Below are 16,533 nucleotides of genomic sequence, written 5' to 3' on the forward strand. Positions count from 1 at the left end.
AAAATCCCGTCCCGGCCATATCGGATGGTGTTGTACTCCACCAGAAGGCGCGGCGCATTCCAGATGTAGATGCCGTTGCCGCGCTCATTGGGGCGCAGATCCTGACGCCCTTCAATCAGATTATCGGCAATATAGGCATCATCTGGTCCGTGAGCATCCACACCCACCAGATTGTTGAGGAACTTGTTGCCGGTAATTCGGGCACGGTCTGCGTCTTTGGTCAGCTTCACGCCTGAATCAATTGTTTCATTAGAAAGACCGGAACCGGTGATGACCAGTCCATCGACGACCACATCTGGTGCCTCGACAGTAATGACCGAGCCTTTGCCGTTGCCCTTCAGCTCTGCGCCTGGCTCTCCTTTAAGCACCAAAGACCGGTCGATGACGACCGGTCCTTGATGAGTTCCAGCAGAAAGGCGCAAAACGTCTCCGTCCTGCGCCTCTTCCAAGGCGCGGGCCAAGGCATCGGGCTGCGCAGGAACTTTAAGCTCGGCGGCGTGAGCTGACATGCTCACGCTCACCAAAGCCGTTGCTCCCAGCACTATTTGCCAGATTAACCTTGTCATACCCGCTGCTCCTTATGCGTCGCGTGGCTCTACGAACATACGGCCGCGCATTTCCATGTGCAGGGCGTGACAGAACCACTGGCAGTAGAACCAGTGAACGCCTGGACGCTCAGCAATGAAGGTGACGGAAGCTGTTGCCTGAGGTGCAACTTCCATCGCCACACCGTAGTTGGAGATACAGAAGCCGTGTGTCAGGTCGTCAATGTCATCAATATTGGTGACATAAACGGTGACCTCGTCGCCCTGCTTCACAGTGAACTTCTCAAGAGAGAACATTGGTGCGGCAGAGTGCATGTACACACGAACCTTGTTACCGTCCCGGATAACGTGTTCTGCTTCTTCCAGATCAACACCGTCTGCTTTTGCCTGTTCAACAGCATCAGCAAAAGTTGGATCGTTGCGGTCCCATATGTTCTCAGGGTTCACTTTTGAACGATGAACCATAATACAGTCGTGTGGCTCAGCAAATGTCGGGCCATCATGAACGATCTTCATTTCGTCGCCTGAAATGTCGATCAGCTGCTCGTTTTCTGGCTTCAGAGGACCAACGTTCAAGAAGCGGTCTTTGGAGAACTTATTCAGAGAGATAAGCCACTTGCCGTCTGCTTCTGCGGTTTCACCCATTGAGGTGTGGTTGTGACCTGGCTGGTATGCCACATCGATTTTGGAGTGGATTGGATCGACTTCTTCGCCAGCGTACTGACGAATTGCTTTGTCGATGTCCCACTTCACCATCTGGCTGTCGAGGAACAGTGTGGTGTAGGCGAAGCCGCGGTTGTCGAATGCAGTGTGGAGAGGGCCAAGACCCAACTCTGGTTCTGCAACAACTGCGGAGCGTGGCTCTGCACCGTTGAAGACTGCTTCCAGCTTGTCCACGTCGATCACAGTCACTGTTGGAGACAGCTTGCCAGCGATCATCAGGTGTTTTTTGTCTGGGCAAGTGTTACAGCCATGTGGGCTGTTCGGCACAGGAATGTAGGCGGTGTACTTGGAGCCCTTACGGCCATCAAGAACTGGCACACCGTTCAGCATCTGGTAGTCGCCGTCTTTTACGCCCTGTTCAATGCGCTCGATGTTGAAGACAACGCAGTGATCCATTTCTGAAGCTGTCATTTCTGCCAGGTTTGTACCCATTTCTGAGTTGTAGCTGGTAGAGAATGCATATTTGCCCTGATAGTCAGCGTCACAGTTGTCCAGGTTCCCGGATACGATGACCTGCCATGCCACTTCCATGGTGTCGCCGTCAATTGCGGAGAAGATGCAGCTGTATTCTTCTGGCTTGTCGAGGATCTTGCCGTCGTTGATGAGCGGAGCTTCGTGCTCACCGTTGGCGAAGATGTAGCCAGTACGTGGATACTTCTGAGGACGCAGACCGTGGATATCGTGTGCGTTTGGCACTTCGATGATCTTATCGGTCTTCATGGTCTTGATGTTGATACGAGCAACGCGCGTGTTGGCTTTGTCGTTTACGAACAGATAGCGACCGTCATATGTGCCGTCAGTAAAGGACATATGTGGGTGATGGAGGTCACCGTTGTCGTAGTGATCCATGCCGTGGGCTGCCAGGAATTCTTTTGTTTCCGGCAGAAGGTTTTCTGTCAGGATCTTTTTAGATTCATTGGTCTGGCCCCAACCAGTTGCAGAACAACGGTTGAACACTGGAATACGCATAAGTTCACGCATGGAAGGAATGCCGAGAATGCGCACTTCCCCGCTCTGACCGGAAGACCAGAAGCCGTAGTATTCATCCAGTTCACCTGGAGCAACATTTGCAGAACTGCCTTCCGCAGCTTGTGCAGCAGAGATGCCGCCATTGGCGTTCGCCACTGCTACAGCACCCAGACCTGCAACAGCAGCTGTTTTAGCTGTACCGCTTAGCAATGCGCGGCGTGACAGACCTGTTTCTCTTTTATCAGACATGAAAGTCTCCCTTGTAACTTTCTCGTATGGAACGGCCTAAGCCGGTTGTTTGACGGAAGTGCCCTTTTCCGTCTTTGAAATACCCGTCTGCGCTTCGAACTTCTTGCGCTTGGCAAGCTTCTTGATGCAGACCGGACATTTGTCGTCGCTCTGATACAGCACCTGACAGTGCAGGCAGTTCAGGCATTCGTTTGGATTGATGTGACCTTCAGGATGGATTGCACCGACCATGCATTCTTTTTCGCAGCGTGCGCATGGGTTTCCGCATTCCTTGTAGCGCTTGAGCCAGTCGAACATGCGCAGGCGCGCTGGAATGGCGAGAGCAGCCCCCAATGGACAGAGGTAACGGCAATAGAACCGCTCGATAAACAGACCAGCTGTCAGCAGTGCCACTGCAAAGAGCACAAATGGCCACCCGCGCTGGAACTTCATGATGATAGCGGTCTTAAATGGTTCGATTTCAGCGTAGTGTTCGGCCACAGACAGAGAGTAGAGTGACAACCCGAACAGCCCTAAGAAGATCATGTACTTCACAGCCCAGAGGCGCTCATGCAAGCCCCATGGCAGGGTTATCTGCGGCACCTTGAAGAACTTGGCGATCCGGTTTGTCAGCTCCTGCAAAGCGCCGAATGGGCAGAGCCAGCCACAGTAAGCGCCACGGCCCCAGAAGATGAGGGCAGCTGCAACAGCAAACCAAAGAAGGAACACCAGTGGGTCCATCAAGAAGGCGCTCCAGCTGAACTCCGTTGTCAACGCGGAGAACAATGCTAGGACGTTTACAACAGACAGCTGTGCGTTTTCCATCCAGCCGAGCCAAACCAGAACGAAGGTCAGGAAGCCAATGCGGAACCAGAAGGTAAACTTCTCTGATTTGGCAACCTGCATCTGGAAGAAGAACACGCCTGTCAGAACTGTGAGCGCGATGCCCAGAACAACGATATCAGCCTGACGGTCATTCCAGATGCGGCGCCATAGTTCGGGACGACCTTCGTCGAGAGGTGCTGCAGTTGCACTTTGGTTGCTTCCGGCCTCTGTTGCGACAACAGGTACTACATCAACCTTCTTCAGGTATTGCTGCGGTAGCTGATAGCCCAAGTCAAAAGTCAGAAATGTCTTATCAATTGCACCGATTGCGCGGTGCACCAGAACCTGTAAGCGGAATGGTTTACTTGGATCAAAGCCGGAGTCTGCCGGGATTGTGAAGATGTCCAGTTCTTTGAAGGTTGGTGCATCATCTGCTGCAACAACACGCAGTCGCTTGTGCTGACGATCTCTGAAGCGGACGGAAACATCGTTCTGGATCAGTTGTATGCGATCAAAGATACCGCCGCGCACGTAACCTGTGCCTTTGAAGGAATACCGGCCACGACCGAGCACAGCAATGGCATGGTCACCGTCTTCCATGCGATCTTGCAGGTTGTCGTACTCAGCATCGCCCATGATGGTGCGGCCAATAGAGGGAACGTCAACCAGCGCCATGTACATATCGACGTAGGCGTCTGTATCCGGGCCTTTTTCAGGGCGCTTGATGGCTTTCGGGTCGCCCTGTTCAATAAATGCAGCGTTGATCTGGCCTACATCGAGTGTGAGGCGGCGAATTGAGCCGTCGCCCACCAGTGTCATCCAATCGGAGACTTCAGTCTTGGCTGTATCAATCGCGAATTTTGGTCCGGTGTCAGCGGAGGCGTCTTTCAGATTGCCGATTCCGAGGGTGCGCGCCACTTTCAGGCTCGCTCTGACAACAGAATCGTCGATCACCATTATGGTGACTGTGGCGCCAGAAATAATGTCAAGCTCATGGGCAGACCCGCCCTGCTCGGCTTCCTTTTTGATATCAAGGCCAGCGTAGTTCTCTGTAACCTGCTTGATCTCACTCTCTGGAATACCAACCAGAACAATCGGTTCAGCGTGTTTTACCAGCTGAACACTTGTCAGTATGCCATCCGTGTCGATGCCAACCAGCGTATCAATTGGTTTGCCGGAGTATCCCGTTGTGGACACAAGGTCAGTGGTTAGGAAGACCCAGCCCAGCACCTCTTCTCCTGCCAAAGCAGGTAGAACCGGGATGTCCTCACGCAGTTCACCGTATCTATCGGCTTTAGGAAAAAACTTCGTAACCTCAACCTTTTCTGCAAAGTCAAGAACACGGTTTGGGGATTCCGACGCAGCTATGGCGTAGCTCGACGCACTGAGAAAGAACGTAAAAATAAGAAGGAAGACAGTGCGCAACCTGATAGCTCGCATTCCGAGACACCTTAACTCGCATGAGGAATATACATTAGGTAGGTGCGCTTATTTGTCGGTGATTGCTTTGCGCAAGATCAAAAAGCGGAGCCCACTCCGTGGCGAAAGTGTGTATCTCCACAGCATTTAGATATCTCACAATCCATGATTGAATTTGAGTGAAAATCCCTTGTTTTCAAAAGCCTGAAAACTCTTTAAGCATCTGTATTAAATAACTATTTTAGATTTTCCAGTTCCGCTGTAGAATACAAGCATACCCGTGACAATACGTAGAAAATCTGGCGTTGGGTTGTGGTTTTACCTAGGAGTTGAGACAAATTGACCTAGACTGAAAATGTGTTTGACCGTTGACCTGATTGAACGACCAGATCGGCTCATTGAATGGAGTTTGAGCAGCAACGAGCAAAATGAGAGAGTCGTATCACGACAAATATTTTGGGTTCGTGTTTGGCGTGAAATTGTCTGCTGCCTGAATTGGGAAAGCGAACTTGATATGTGGCAAATCTAAATTTGGCGCACTGTGTGGAAAATGAAAAAAAGCGCTTGCGCTAAGCCCCTGCAATCCTTAGAAGACCCCTCACAGGCAGCGACCTAGCGGTCACGCCGAAGAGCCCGTAGCTCAGCTGGTAGAGCAACTGACTTTTAATCAGTAGGTCCACGGTTCGAACCCGTGCGGGCTCACCATTTAACCTCATGGTGTAAATCGAGGTTTCGCAAAAGCTCCTATCAGGGAGCTTTTTGCTGTTGCGCTTCGTGTCGGCGCATTGGGCTGGGCCCTGCTCCTCACTCTCTTAAGAAAATTTATTGAAGTCGTGATGCCACCCGGACCGTAGCAGCTGCCCCTAGAGCATCCCAAGGTACGTATGAGATTGTCATTTCCAGATGAGAAAGTGCGCCCGCTCGCTTTTCTATTGCGAGGGGGCGCGCCGTTTACATACCTATGAGCAGTGACCCGCTGACAAATCCGGCGCCGATAGCGGATAAGAGAAGTTTATCACCTGTCCGGTAACTGCGGTTTTCGCGGCATTTGGATAAGCTGAACGGAATTGTTGCCGCCGAACTATTCCCGTATTTAGCCAATGTCATCAGTGCCTTATCAGGATCTATTGATAAATTAGTTCCAACAGCCTGAATAATCCGCGAGTTTGCCTGATGTGGGGCCCAGTGGTCGACGTCGGAGGGTGACAGACCAGCCTGATCAAGGATTTTTGTGCCGGAGTTTGTGAGTGTTGTCACTGCCCTGGCAAATACGGTCTGACCACCTTTCAGGCTCATCAGATACTCGTTGGGATCCATATCAGGCCTGTAGGGATTGCGGCTGCCGCCGCCGGGTATCTTGATCAGATCATAATGGGCGCCGTCAGATGTCAAATCGGCAGCAAGGATCCCCTGCCCTTTATGGGTAGGCGGCATAACAACCACAGCGCCAGCTGCATCTGCAAACAGGACGCGGCTGGCACGCTCTTGTGGATTGATGCGACGGCTTAAGATGTTGGCTGCGACCACAAGGACGGCAATGCCTTGAGCCTTTGCGTAGGCATCTGCCATTGCCAGCGCGTATAGGAAGCCTGCGCAAGCTCCGGCCATGTCGATGCCGCCGGAGTTTGGCAGCCCGAGTTTGTGCACGAGCAGCGGCGCAGAGGGTGGCAACAGGTGGTCCGGTGTACTGGTGGCAAGCAGCGTCAGTCCGATCGTTGCCGGATCAATATCGGCGTCTTCAATTGCCATTTGAGCGGCAGGCAGCGCAATATCCGTCAGGGCCTGGTCCGAGGACACGTAGCGTCGCTCGCGAATGCCAGTTCGGCGTTCAATCCAGCCCTCTTCCAGCCCCAGATCCTGCTCAATCTCCGCATTTAATACACGACGTTTTGGTGCATAATGCCCAAAACCGACTAGGCCGCCCCGATCATTAAAGGAGCTCATCAGCGGCCTCAGCGATGGCATCGTAGATCCGGTTGATATCCTCTTGCGTGACACAATATGGCGGCATGGAATAGAGGGTGTTGCCAAGTGGACGCAGCAGCAGGTTCTTCTTTTGGAAAAATGCGTAAAGGCGCGGGCCGATATCTGACAGGTAGCCGTGATCCTTCACGTTGATGTCCATGGCGGCGATGGTACCAGTTTGACGGATGTTGGTGAAGCGGTCATCATGCTTGAACCGCGCAAGGCCAACTGTCTGCATTTCCATGAGTTTCGCGATGCGCTGATAGACGGGCTCATTCTCCCAGATCTCCAAATTTGCGACGGCCGCAGCACACGCAATGGGGTTAGCGGTGTAGGAGCTTGAGTGGAAGAAGGTCTTACTTCTGTCCGTGGAGTAATGCTCGTCATAGATAGCTGCAGAACACATTGTGACTGCAAGTGGGAGCGAGCCGCCGGTCAGGCCTTTTGAGTAGCAGGCAATATCCGGTGTGATTTGCGCGTGTTCGCAGGCAAACATTTTACCGGTACGGCCCCAGCCGGTCATGACTTCATCTGCAATGAACAGCGCGTTATGCTTTTTGCAGATCTCATAGAGGGCTCGCAGTGTTTCAGCGGAGTACATGAGCATGCCACCTGCACCGAGAACAAGTGGCTCAACAATGAAAGCTGCCACATCGCCTTTTGAGCAGAGTTTTTCCAATGCGTCGAGCGCATCTTGCTCCTTGCCCGCAGATGGGAATGGCACTTTGGCAACATCAAACAGGAGCGGATTGTAAGGCTGGTTGAAAACACCGCGCTCACCAACGGACATGGTGCCGATTGTGTCGCCGTGATAGCTGTTTTCCATAACCACGATGCGTTTGCGATCTTCTTTCAGATGATGCCAGTAACCCAGTGCCATTTTGAGCGCCACTTCCACACTGGTGGAGCCGCTGTCTGAAAAGAACACGTAGTCCAGACCATCGGGCGTGCACTTAAGCAGTTGCTGTGCCAGTCGTTCGGCTGGTTCATGAGTATGGCCTGCAAAGATCACCTGATCGAGCTTTTCAGCCTGATCCTTGATTCCGCCAATCACATGCGGGTGGCAATGGCCGTGAGTTACAACCCACCATGAAGCGATCGCATCCAGCAGCTTCTCACCATCAGGCTTTGTCAGGTATGCGCCAGAGCTTTCCGTTATTTTGGTCATCTCCGGCATTACCGCGTGCTGAGTAAATGGGTGCCAGATCGGTGAGCGGGTCGCCATCAGGCGTTCTCCTCATGTTGTACGCCGAAATCCTCCAGCTGGAAGTTTTCTGCGAACGCTGTTCTTATTGTTTTTGGAGTGATGTCGCGCAGCACTGGCAAGCGTCCAAGCTTTTTCGCCCCTGCATACTCCACGATGGTACTCTCAGAATCGGCAACCTCGTCACCGATGAAGACGATGCCGAGCAGATCGCAGCCACGAGCACGAAGTGCTTCGATGGAAAGCAGGGTGTGGTTGATGGTCCCCAGACCAGTGCGCGCGCAGAGCACAATCGGCGCTTGCCATTTCCTGAATATGTCAATGAAAAGCGTTTCGCGCGTGAGTGGCACCATGAGGCCACCTGCCCCTTCGACCACCAGCGAACCGTCAATCAGAGGCAAAGCCAAGTTTCCGGTGTCGATGAGGACACCCTCTTCTTCTGCCGAAAAGTGTGGTGATGCGGGGATCTGCAGGCGGTATCGTTCTGGAAGCGCTTTGCAACCTGTCAGGCGGGTTACGGCCTCAGTGTCGGTTTCTTCATCAAGCCCGGACTGAACCGGCTTCCAATAGGTTGCGGAAAGTGCCTGTGTCAGCGCAGCTGAAAAGATTGTCTTGCCGATACCGGTATCTGTGCCGGTTACTACGATTGGTTTGGTCATGAGCGACCCAGCCCCATTTCTTCTTTAAGCACCTTAAACATGGTGGAAACATCGTGTTTGCTGGCATGCAAGGTCAGAGCAATGCGCAGCCGGGACGTTCCGCGCGGTACGGTTGGCGGGCGAATGCCGCGGATATCAAAGCCGTTATCCTGCAGTGCACTGGCAATCTGCATGGTTTTCTTGTCGTCACCAACGAGGAACGGCAGGATATGTGTGCCGCTGCCCTTTTGGCCGCAAAGGCGCTCCATTTCCGCATTTGCGTGGTCAACCAAATCAGCAAGTCTCTTTCTGCGCTCCGGCTGGTCCTGCACCAGCTTGAGAGAAGCGCGCACGATAGCAGCAACGAGCGGAGATGGAGCGGTGGCGTAGATAAACCCACGGGCGCGGTTGATGAGATAGTCAATAAGCACGGCTTGGCCGCAGACAAGAGCACCGGAAGCTCCCAGTGCCTTGCCGCAGGTGTGAAGTGAGATGATATTCTCGCGGCCTTCAAACTCAGCAGCCAGACCTTTGCCACCCTTACCTAATACGCCGGTGGCATGAGCCTCATCCACCAGCAAGAACGCATCATTTTGGTCGGCAAGTTCCACCAGATCCTTGAGAGGTGCCAAATCACCATCCATGCTGTAGAGGCTTTCACAGGCGAGCCAAATGCGGCCTGTACCGCCCGTTTGACGCCACTGAGCGATGCGGTCCTTTGCATCTTGCACCTGATTGTGTTTGAAGGCCATGGTTTGGGCGGCACCCAGCTTCATGCCATCATGTGCACTGGCGTGAATCAGGGCATCATGAAGCACAAGATCACCTTGCTGGGGCAGTGTGGAAAACAGAGCCATATTGGCGTTGTAGCCACCCCCAAAGAACAGAGATCGTTCTGTGTTGAATAACTTTGCGGCTTCAACTTCAAGCGCTTCATGCTCCGGATTATTTCCACGCAGCAAACGGGAACCACCTGCCCCAAGACCGACGCCTCGGGCCAACGCATTTTCAGCTGCTAAACGCAATTCTGGCGCTGTGGTGAGCGCCAGATAATCGTTGGATGAAAAGTCGCAGCCACGGGCTTTAAGCAAGGAACGAGCCCTGCCCCGTTCCGCCAGACGCTCGAGGGCTCCGTGATGCTTACTCAGCAGGCTCATTTTCAGCCGTACAGTTCTTCAATCCCATTGGACGGATGCCAAGTCGTTTGAACAGAGCAGCGTCCTTTGTGTCTTCCGGGTTATCTGCTGTGAGCAAGGTTTCACCTTTAAAGATGGAGTTTGCCCCAGCAAAGAAACACATTGCCTGCGTTTCATCGGACATTTCAGTTCGGCCAGCAGACAGGCGTACATGAGACTTTGGCATCATGATACGTGCAACGGAGATCAGGCGTACGAAGTCGATCGGATCAACCGGAGCTGCATCTTCGAGCGGTGTTCCTTCGATTGGAATGAGCATGTTGATTGGCACGCTGTCTGGATGCGCTTCCAAGGTGGCAAGAGACACCAGCATGTCCAGGCGATCCATGTCCTGTTCGCCCATGCCGACAATGCCACCGGAGCAGACCTTGATACCGGATTCTTTTACCAAATTGAGTGTCTCAATACGGTCGGAGAATTTCCGGGTCGTGATGACTTCACTGTAGTAACGCTCGGAGGTGTCGATGTTGTGGTTATAGTAGTCCAACCCAGCATCTTTCAGGCGCAGGATTTGTTCTGGAGTCAGCATACCGAGTGTCATGCAGCTCTCCATGCCGAGCTCCTTGACGCCTTCCACCATCATCTCAATGGCACGCATGTCGCGATCTTTTGGAGAGCGCCAAGCTGCGCCCATACAATAACGCGTTGCGCCACCTTCCTTTGCTTTTTTGGCTTCAGCAAGAACGCGCTGTACTTCCAGAAGCTTTGAAGCAGGAAGATCTGCATTATTGCGAGCAGACTGGCTGCAATAAGCACAATCTTCCGGGCAACCGCCTGTCTTGATGCTTAAGAGCTGACTCTGCTGGACCTCATTGGGGTCAAAATGCTCGCGATGAACGCAGTGAGCTTTAAACAGCAGATCATTAAACGGCAGGTTGTAAAGAGCCTCGGCTTCTTCACGCGTCCAGTTTGTACGGATGTCAGATGAATTTTGCACGCAGTTCAACTCGTTAATTTCCCCTAAGGCGTGTTTTGCCGTGAAATACAGCAAAAATGTGGCGTACACAATGTTCGATTAGGAGAAACGCCAAAATTAGCCGAATTGCGCACGCTGCCTCCCTCCGGGGGTGCCGGAATGTGAGACGGCCTTGCCTACAAGCATCAGGATGCTTCGATGGTATGCAGCTTAGAATGCCTCACCCATATTGCGGATCAATTCGTGATGTGCAGACCCAACAGAGAGATATGCATCGCTCTTCCACGGGAAGCGTTCTGTGCGTTTAAAATATATTCTGGGGAAGAGTGGCGATCCCTGCAGGATTCGAACCTGCGACCGTCGGCTTAGAAGGCCGGTGCTCTATCCAGCTGAGCTAAGGGACCGCTTTGGCTCGGGGCGAGTGCTCGCCCCTTGCGTGGGATGTTTCATAAGGCGGTTAGAGAATAATCTCAATGCCGAAACTTAATGTGTCCACGGAGATAATCTATCAAAACGGAAATTATCTGAATACGATGCGCGGTGGTACTTGCGCTTGCTCTCTTCGTCGACACGGAACTGCATGTTATTGCGCTTTGCGTAGGCTACTGCTTCTTCTTTGGTGGAGAACTTTAGCCGCACCTGCTGCGTCATGTCACCGGAAGAGGTGTAGCCCATCAGAGGGTCGATTGATTTGGGAGACTGCGGATCAAATTCCAGCACCCAGTTTTTTGTATTGCGGGTTCCGGACTGCATTGCAGTTTTGGCTGGATTGTAAATGCGAGCGACCATGTAACCTCTCTTTTCGCATCAGATTACTGAAACGCGTTTTCCAATGCTATATACCAGTTTTCTTTTTTCATCTCCAATTATGCCATTGGTGTCAATGCGTTTGGTAAAGCTATACCGATTTCTCTTAGCAAGTAACTATAGATGCACTGATTGCGGCACTAAGTGCAATATTTGCGCTCATAAGTGCAATATTTGCGGCTCTACTACCAGTATTACTGGTGGAGCCATGCAGATGATTTAAATGGAGAAACCGCGAAGATTGCATGATATTTCTGCATCTAGTTAATTCTCCAAAGTTTCTAGACATTTTTAACTTGAAATATACGAGAGACAAAACTAGTTTGCCGGCGAACAGGGCGGTCATCGGTAACATTATCGTTTGAGGATAGCTTCATATCACGAAGTTCCTCGCGTTTTCTGCCGAGGTCTGCTTAATTGACGGCAACACTGCCAAATTTAACTGTGCACTCAGCTCCCCGATTCTGATGATAACGGGAGGTTCGGGACTTCAGTCAGGTGCTATACCTGCTGCCGAGTGCATGAAAATCTACGCGAAGAAGACGCGGCGAAAAAAGTATACAGCATGTCTAACCTTAGAAAAAAGCCAACTCTAGACAAAGACTTAGATAAGTTTTCCAGGCTAGAGCTGGCCGGCAACACGATGGCACGTCCATTGGTTGCTCCTGCGGTCGCATTTGTTTTTCTAATGTTCGCTATGGCGATGGCGGGTTTTTACGTTTCCGACCATCCTAACGCTATTATCATTGTTGCTGCAGCGGGTATTGGCGCCTATCTGGCGATCAATATCGGCGCAAATGATGTGGCTAACAATGTGGGCCCCTCTGTTGGCTCAAAAGCTCTTACAATTGGCGGCGCTTTGCTGCTTGCAGCCGTATTCGAGAGTGCTGGTGCTTTGATTGCCGGTGGTGACGTTGTCTCGACGGTTTCCAAGGGTATCATCGACGCAACACAGGTTGCTGATTACACCGACTTCGTACAGCTGATGCTTGCAGCCCTGATTTCCGCTGCGGTCTGGCTGAACCTTGCGACCTGGATTGGGGCGCCTGTTTCGACCACACACTCAGTTGTCGGTGGTGTTATGGGCGGTGGCATTGCCGCTGCTGGCTTTAACTCTGTAAGCTGGGGCACAATGTCCGGCATTGCTGCTAGCTGGGTTATATCCCCATTGCTTGGCGGTATTATTGCAGCGCTCTTCCTCGCCTTCATCAAATCCTTCATCATCTACCAGCAAGATAAAATTGCCGCTGCCCGTCGCTGGGTGCCAATTCTTATTGCGATTATGGCAGGTGCCTTTGCCACGTATCTGGCAATGAAGGGTCTGAAGAAGCTCGTGAAGATCGAGATCGAAATGGCGCTCCTTCTTGGCGCTATTGCGTTCGTTGCTGCGCTGGCTATTTGCCGCCCACTGATCCGCAAGCAGTCAGAAGGTATGGAAAACCGGAACCAGTCCCTTCGTACATTGTTCCGCTGGCCTTTGATTTTCTCTGCAGCGCTACTTTCATTTGCGCATGGTGCAAACGACGTTGCTAACGCAATTGGCCCTCTCGCTGCGATCGTCCACACCGTGCAGGAAGGCGGCATTGCAAGTGCGGTAACTATTCCGCTCTGGGTTATGCTGATTGGTGCGTTTGGTATTTCCTTCGGCCTGATGCTGTTCGGCCCAAAGCTGATCCGTATGGTGGGCGAAAAGATCACCAAACTGAACCCGATGCGCGCCTACTGCGTATCCCTATCCGCTGCGATCACCGTGATCTTTGCAAGTTGGCTGGGTCTTCCGGTGAGCTCCACCCATATCGCTGTTGGCGCGATCTTTGGCGTTGGCTTCTTCCGTGAGTGGTACACCATGAAATCCAAGCGCCGCATCGCTTTCGTGAAAGAAAGCACCGGCATGGAGAACTACAAGCAGAACCGGGTGAAAGAAGACGAGAAGCGTCGTAGACTGGTTCGTCGCTCGCACTTCATGACCATTATCGCTGCCTGGGTCATTACGGTACCAGCTGCTGCACTTTTGTCAGCTGCTCTGTATTATGTACTGGAATTCTTCGTGATGTAAGCACGCATCACCACAACAAGACTTTAAAAGCCCGGAGGTTATCACCTTCGGGCTTTTTCTATTCGCAGGGTCGCTGGGAGGCGTGACCGCATGGCGTCGGCTCTGGCTATCCCGCTTGGAACCCCGGCCATTTGCGAGCCACGCAGCAAGACTGCATGAGCCTGCTTTCGGCACAGCTATAATGCTAACAAAGCCCTTCCCATCTGCCCTTTAAAACCTATCGCTTATTTGCTGTGGTTTATATTATTCTGCTCACATACTTATCTATCGAAAGAAGACCTGATGCATTCAATTCCCATTCGAGCTTTCCTCATCTCAGTTGTTGCCATTCGTCAATCGGAATTGGGACATGAGGTTTTACTCCTCAAAAGGACTCAGACCTTAGTAGGCGAATGGTGCCAGGTCGCAGGGAAAATAGAAGCTGAAGAAACTGCGTGGCAAGCCGCACTACGTGAGCTAAACGAAGAGACAAAATTGACGCCGACTTCTCTGTTTTCTGCTGATATAAACGAGCAGTTCTATGAAGCTGGTCGTGATGCGATTACCGTAGCTCCCGTGTTTGCGGCAGTGATCAATTCAACCGACACGGTATCGCTAAATCACGAACACAGCGAATATCGCTGGGTCAGCTTTGATGACGCTATAGAAATGGTTGCCTTTGGAGGTCAGCGGCGGATTTTGCGATGGATTGAAGACGAATTTGTCAAAAGACAGCCATGCAAACATCTGCTGATTCAGACGGAGGAAGCTGCTGCGTGCTAGCGCTCTCTTCTGAAGGGTTTCTCAGGAGGCCACTGCAACGACATAGAGAAACGCAAAATCGCGCCAATAATAACGACTATTTTGATGCATTGTGAATTTATATGGGAAAGTGAAGATGGTCGGAGCAGCAGGATTCGAACCTGCGACCCTCTGGTCCCAAACCAGATGCGCTACCAGGCTGCGCTATGCTCCGAACTAATCTTCGGGTTGATAGATGGTCGGAGCAGCAGGATTCGAACCTGCGACCCTCTGGTCCCAAACCAGATGCGCTACCAGGCTGCGCTATGCTCCGATCTATCTACGGGTTGATGAATGGTCGGAGCAGCAGGATTCGAACCTGCGACCCTCTGGTCCCAAACCAGATGCGCTACCAGGCTGCGCTATGCTCCGATCTCATCAACGTGACGCCCTGCGGCGTCTTGTTGAGGCAGGTATATAGGCAGAGTTTTAAAGCTTGGCAAGCACGTTTTATAGTTTTTCCCAAATCATAAGAGAAAAACTCGAAAACTGTTTCGCACTGTTGAAAACTCTGAGATTTCAGGGACTTAAAGAGACCACATAAGAATAGAGAAAATTTTAGGTTTTCCGGGCGATGCGGCCATTAAACGGGATGTAACCCACCCTCACCCCAACTAGCAGCAAAGCGTCCAGCGGGGTCTATTGTCGTCGGGCATAAAACATGACTATTCAAGTGACGTAGTCCTGTGGCGAACTGGCGGGAGATTAAGGTATCACTTGAGGGAGGTGTGAAAGGACTGAGTTAATTGCTGGAGGCAACGACGAGGCCGCGCTTGGATAACCATTCATCGGCCCAATTAGCAGACTTACGACGCTCTTTTTCGGAGGCAAGAGAGAATGCTTTCTCATGCAGGGCAACAATCCATGCGTTGCTCTCACTACCTGCAACCTGACGACGTGCCAGTGTCATCCATTTCAAGCCCGTCATACGTGCTGCTGTCATCTCCTTAGAGAAAAAGAGCAGTTCACCAAATTTGGCCTGTGCCCCCACATGCCCTTTGACAGCAGCCAGTTTCAGCCAGCGGGCTGCAAGGCGGCGATCAAAATCGGGCAGCCTGTTGTCCAGATACATAAGGCCCAGATTGTACTGCGCATCTGCGTCACCAAAATACGAGGCCGCATATGTAAAGACTTCGTGCGCTTTATGAGGGTTCTTCTTTACCGGAGTGTCGTCGATCCCTGTGAGGAAGTAGCGTCCGATTTCAACAAGCGCACTTGCAACAAACGGTGCAGAATGGGATTTTGGGCCATCGGAAGAGTATTCACGGACAACCTGCGAGAAATATCGAAACGCCTGAAGATCGTCTTCTGGCACCCCATCACCTTGAGAGTACATTCTGCCCAACTTCCAGGCGGCCATGGCCTGTCCGTTTTGTGCGGCGTAGCGTAATGGTGAAAGTGCTTTGTCCTTCTCGCCGGAATAGTAGGCGCGTGCACCTTCTTTCAATGCTTGTTGAGGCGTGACCTTTGCCATCTGATTGACGGCAGCCATTGCGTTCGTGCCTTTGTTGGCGTCAAGCGCTTGTGCGTTCCCGACAGCAAAAAAGGTAAGAACCGAGGCACAGCCCAGACTTGCAATGAGACGCGCGAACGCACCGCTGTGCGTTACAATACCATCCATAAACAAAGCATTTTTCAAAGTGCCTCACTTGACCGTTGTCGAAGGACGAACGGTTCTGACTTCTTAATCAATTCATGCCGACGCTATGGTTTCAGGCTATGAAAGAGAAAAATGTCAATTTTGTTTCCAAAGAAGATGTTTCTTCAAATTGTCACAAATGATCTTACAAATGCCTATCTTTTTGTTAGGCCAACAAAAAACGTACACAGTTCGGCCGGTTTCAAATATAGACAAGGCAAACTATCCAATTTCCCAGAGCCGAGCCAGTGTCAGTTTCCACAATCCTAGTCAGCACGGATTGTTGTTGCACGCTCGCAACAATCTGCAGCACATGACGCTACTGGTATGTGCATGCCCGGTGTAAAGTTTTCATCACAGGCTCTGAGGTAATCAGAAATGCCATTTGTATTTTCGCCGCGAATGGCGCATATGGCTTCAGATACCCACTTTTAGTGGGATGTGGCAGATTCCGGTAAGCGAAAAAGCGTATGTTTGGCGCTTACCCACAAGGAACAAGAGTAGAACGCTGGCAGATTTTTGCCCTTTTCACTCAGTCCTGCAAAACTGCCGGTTGATTCGAGACTATTTGAGCGCAAGACCAAAGAGGTATGATGAGCACGCCTGATGATCTGTTTGCAGAT

11 protein-coding genes, 5 tRNA genes and 1 pseudogene are annotated in these 16,533 nt (G+C 51.7%); 3 read left to right on the top strand and 14 right to left on the bottom strand.

What is annotated here, in order from left to right; genetic code table 11:
- From IE076_RS00005 to IE076_RS00015, 3 genes and pseudogenes are all read right to left on the bottom strand, one after another.
- A pseudogene (locus IE076_RS00005) lies at positions 1-566 on the bottom strand (right-handed parallel beta-helix repeat-containing protein); the annotation flags it as partial.
- 12 nt (positions 567-578) lie between these two features.
- The gene (gene nosZ, locus IE076_RS00010) at positions 579-2,486 is read right to left on the bottom strand and encodes a TAT-dependent nitrous-oxide reductase (RefSeq protein ID WP_189434195.1); all 1,908 of its coding nucleotides are present in this window, start codon (positions 2,484-2,486) and stop codon (positions 579-581) included.
- A gap of 36 nt (positions 2,487-2,522) precedes the next feature.
- Positions 2,523-4,730, bottom strand: a complete 2,208-nt coding sequence (locus IE076_RS00015; RefSeq protein WP_189434197.1) for a NosR/NirI family protein — start codon at positions 4,728-4,730, stop codon at positions 2,523-2,525.
- Positions 4,731-5,338: 608 nt separating this feature from the next.
- Between IE076_RS00015 and IE076_RS00020 the strand changes: the two genes are divergently transcribed.
- Positions 5,339-5,414: transfer RNA gene (locus IE076_RS00020), tRNA-Lys, on the top strand.
- Between the two features lie 246 nt (positions 5,415-5,660).
- On the opposite strand, the gene IE076_RS00025 is transcribed toward IE076_RS00020, so the two are convergent.
- The 7 genes from IE076_RS00025 to IE076_RS00055 all read right to left on the bottom strand — a co-directional run bounded on the left by IE076_RS00025 (position 5,661) and on the right by IE076_RS00055 (position 11,417).
- Positions 5,661-6,653 carry a beta-ketoacyl-ACP synthase III gene (locus tag IE076_RS00025; RefSeq protein ID WP_189434199.1) on the bottom strand — a complete coding sequence of 331 codons (993 nt, stop codon included), beginning with the start codon at positions 6,651-6,653 and terminating at the stop codon, positions 5,661-5,663.
- A complete protein-coding gene (locus IE076_RS00030; protein ID WP_189434201.1) occupies positions 6,640-7,899 on the bottom strand; it encodes an adenosylmethionine--8-amino-7-oxononanoate transaminase in 1,260 nt (419 codons plus the stop codon). Before IE076_RS00030 ends, IE076_RS00025 begins: the two co-directional genes overlap by 14 nt.
- Positions 7,899-8,537 (bottom strand): dethiobiotin synthase, encoded by a 639-nt coding sequence (gene bioD / locus IE076_RS00035; protein WP_189434203.1) that lies wholly within the window; start codon positions 8,535-8,537, stop codon positions 7,899-7,901. The genes IE076_RS00030 and bioD overlap by 1 nt, the downstream gene beginning before the upstream one ends.
- Positions 8,534-9,673 carry an 8-amino-7-oxononanoate synthase gene (locus IE076_RS00040; RefSeq protein WP_189434205.1) on the bottom strand — a complete coding sequence of 380 codons (1,140 nt, stop codon included), beginning with the start codon at positions 9,671-9,673 and terminating at the stop codon, positions 8,534-8,536. Before IE076_RS00040 ends, bioD begins: the two co-directional genes overlap by 4 nt.
- Complete coding sequence (gene bioB, locus IE076_RS00045) at positions 9,657-10,658, bottom strand: biotin synthase BioB (protein ID WP_244649572.1); 1,002 nt, start codon at positions 10,656-10,658, stop codon at positions 9,657-9,659. The genes IE076_RS00040 and bioB overlap by 17 nt, the downstream gene beginning before the upstream one ends.
- 297 nt (positions 10,659-10,955) lie before the next feature.
- Positions 10,956-11,032, bottom strand: a tRNA-Arg gene (locus IE076_RS00050).
- Positions 11,033-11,111: 79 nt separating this feature from the next.
- Entirely contained in the window at positions 11,112-11,417 is a 306-nt protein-coding gene (locus tag IE076_RS00055; RefSeq protein WP_189434209.1) for an ETC complex I subunit, read from the bottom strand.
- A gap of 583 nt (positions 11,418-12,000) precedes the next feature.
- Between IE076_RS00055 and IE076_RS00060 the strand changes: the two genes are divergently transcribed.
- Positions 12,001-13,491 carry an inorganic phosphate transporter gene (locus tag IE076_RS00060; RefSeq protein ID WP_189434211.1) on the top strand — a complete coding sequence of 497 codons (1,491 nt, stop codon included), beginning with the start codon at positions 12,001-12,003 and terminating at the stop codon, positions 13,489-13,491.
- A 282-nt stretch (positions 13,492-13,773) separates the two neighbouring features.
- Positions 13,774-14,253: an NUDIX hydrolase gene (locus tag IE076_RS00065; protein WP_189434213.1), complete on the top strand. Its 480-nt coding sequence runs from the start codon at positions 13,774-13,776 to the stop codon at positions 14,251-14,253.
- A gap of 116 nt (positions 14,254-14,369) precedes the next feature.
- On the opposite strand, the gene IE076_RS00070 is transcribed toward IE076_RS00065, so the two are convergent.
- From IE076_RS00070 to IE076_RS00085, 4 genes are all read right to left on the bottom strand, one after another.
- Positions 14,370-14,446: transfer RNA gene (locus IE076_RS00070), tRNA-Pro, on the bottom strand.
- 22 nt (positions 14,447-14,468) lie between these two features.
- A tRNA-Pro gene (locus IE076_RS00075) sits at positions 14,469-14,545 on the bottom strand.
- Between the two features lie 21 nt (positions 14,546-14,566).
- A tRNA-Pro gene (locus IE076_RS00080) sits at positions 14,567-14,643 on the bottom strand.
- 370 nt (positions 14,644-15,013) lie between these two features.
- Entirely contained in the window at positions 15,014-15,910 is an 897-nt protein-coding gene (locus IE076_RS00085) for a tetratricopeptide repeat protein (RefSeq protein ID WP_209008733.1), read from the bottom strand.
- Positions 15,911-16,533: the final 623 nt, after the last annotated feature.

Origin of the sequence: Pseudovibrio japonicus, from assembly GCF_014651595.1 — a bacterium.
GTDB classification, from domain to species: Bacteria; Pseudomonadota; Alphaproteobacteria; order Rhizobiales; family Stappiaceae; genus Pseudovibrio; species Pseudovibrio japonicus.

Excerpts from the sequence above, each read along its gene's own strand:
- nosZ (WP_189434195.1), bottom strand. The coding sequence starts at position 2,486 with ATGTCTGATAAAAGAGAAACAGGTCTGTCACGCCGCGCATTGCTAAGC.
- IE076_RS00015 (WP_189434197.1), bottom strand. The coding sequence starts at position 4,730 with ATGCGAGCTATCAGGTTGCGCACTGTCTTCCTTCTTATTTTTACGTTC.
- IE076_RS00025 (WP_189434199.1), bottom strand. The coding sequence starts at position 6,653 with ATGAGCTCCTTTAATGATCGGGGCGGCCTAGTCGGTTTTGGGCATTAT.
- IE076_RS00030 (WP_189434201.1), bottom strand. The coding sequence starts at position 7,899 with ATGGCGACCCGCTCACCGATCTGGCACCCATTTACTCAGCACGCGGTA.
- bioD (WP_189434203.1), bottom strand. The coding sequence starts at position 8,537 with ATGACCAAACCAATCGTAGTAACCGGCACAGATACCGGTATCGGCAAG.
- IE076_RS00040 (WP_189434205.1), bottom strand. The coding sequence starts at position 9,673 with ATGAGCCTGCTGAGTAAGCATCACGGAGCCCTCGAGCGTCTGGCGGAA.
- IE076_RS00055 (WP_189434209.1), bottom strand. The coding sequence starts at position 11,417 with ATGGTCGCTCGCATTTACAATCCAGCCAAAACTGCAATGCAGTCCGGA.
- IE076_RS00060 (WP_189434211.1), top strand. The coding sequence starts at position 12,001 with ATGTCTAACCTTAGAAAAAAGCCAACTCTAGACAAAGACTTAGATAAG.
- IE076_RS00065 (WP_189434213.1), top strand. The coding sequence starts at position 13,774 with ATGCATTCAATTCCCATTCGAGCTTTCCTCATCTCAGTTGTTGCCATT.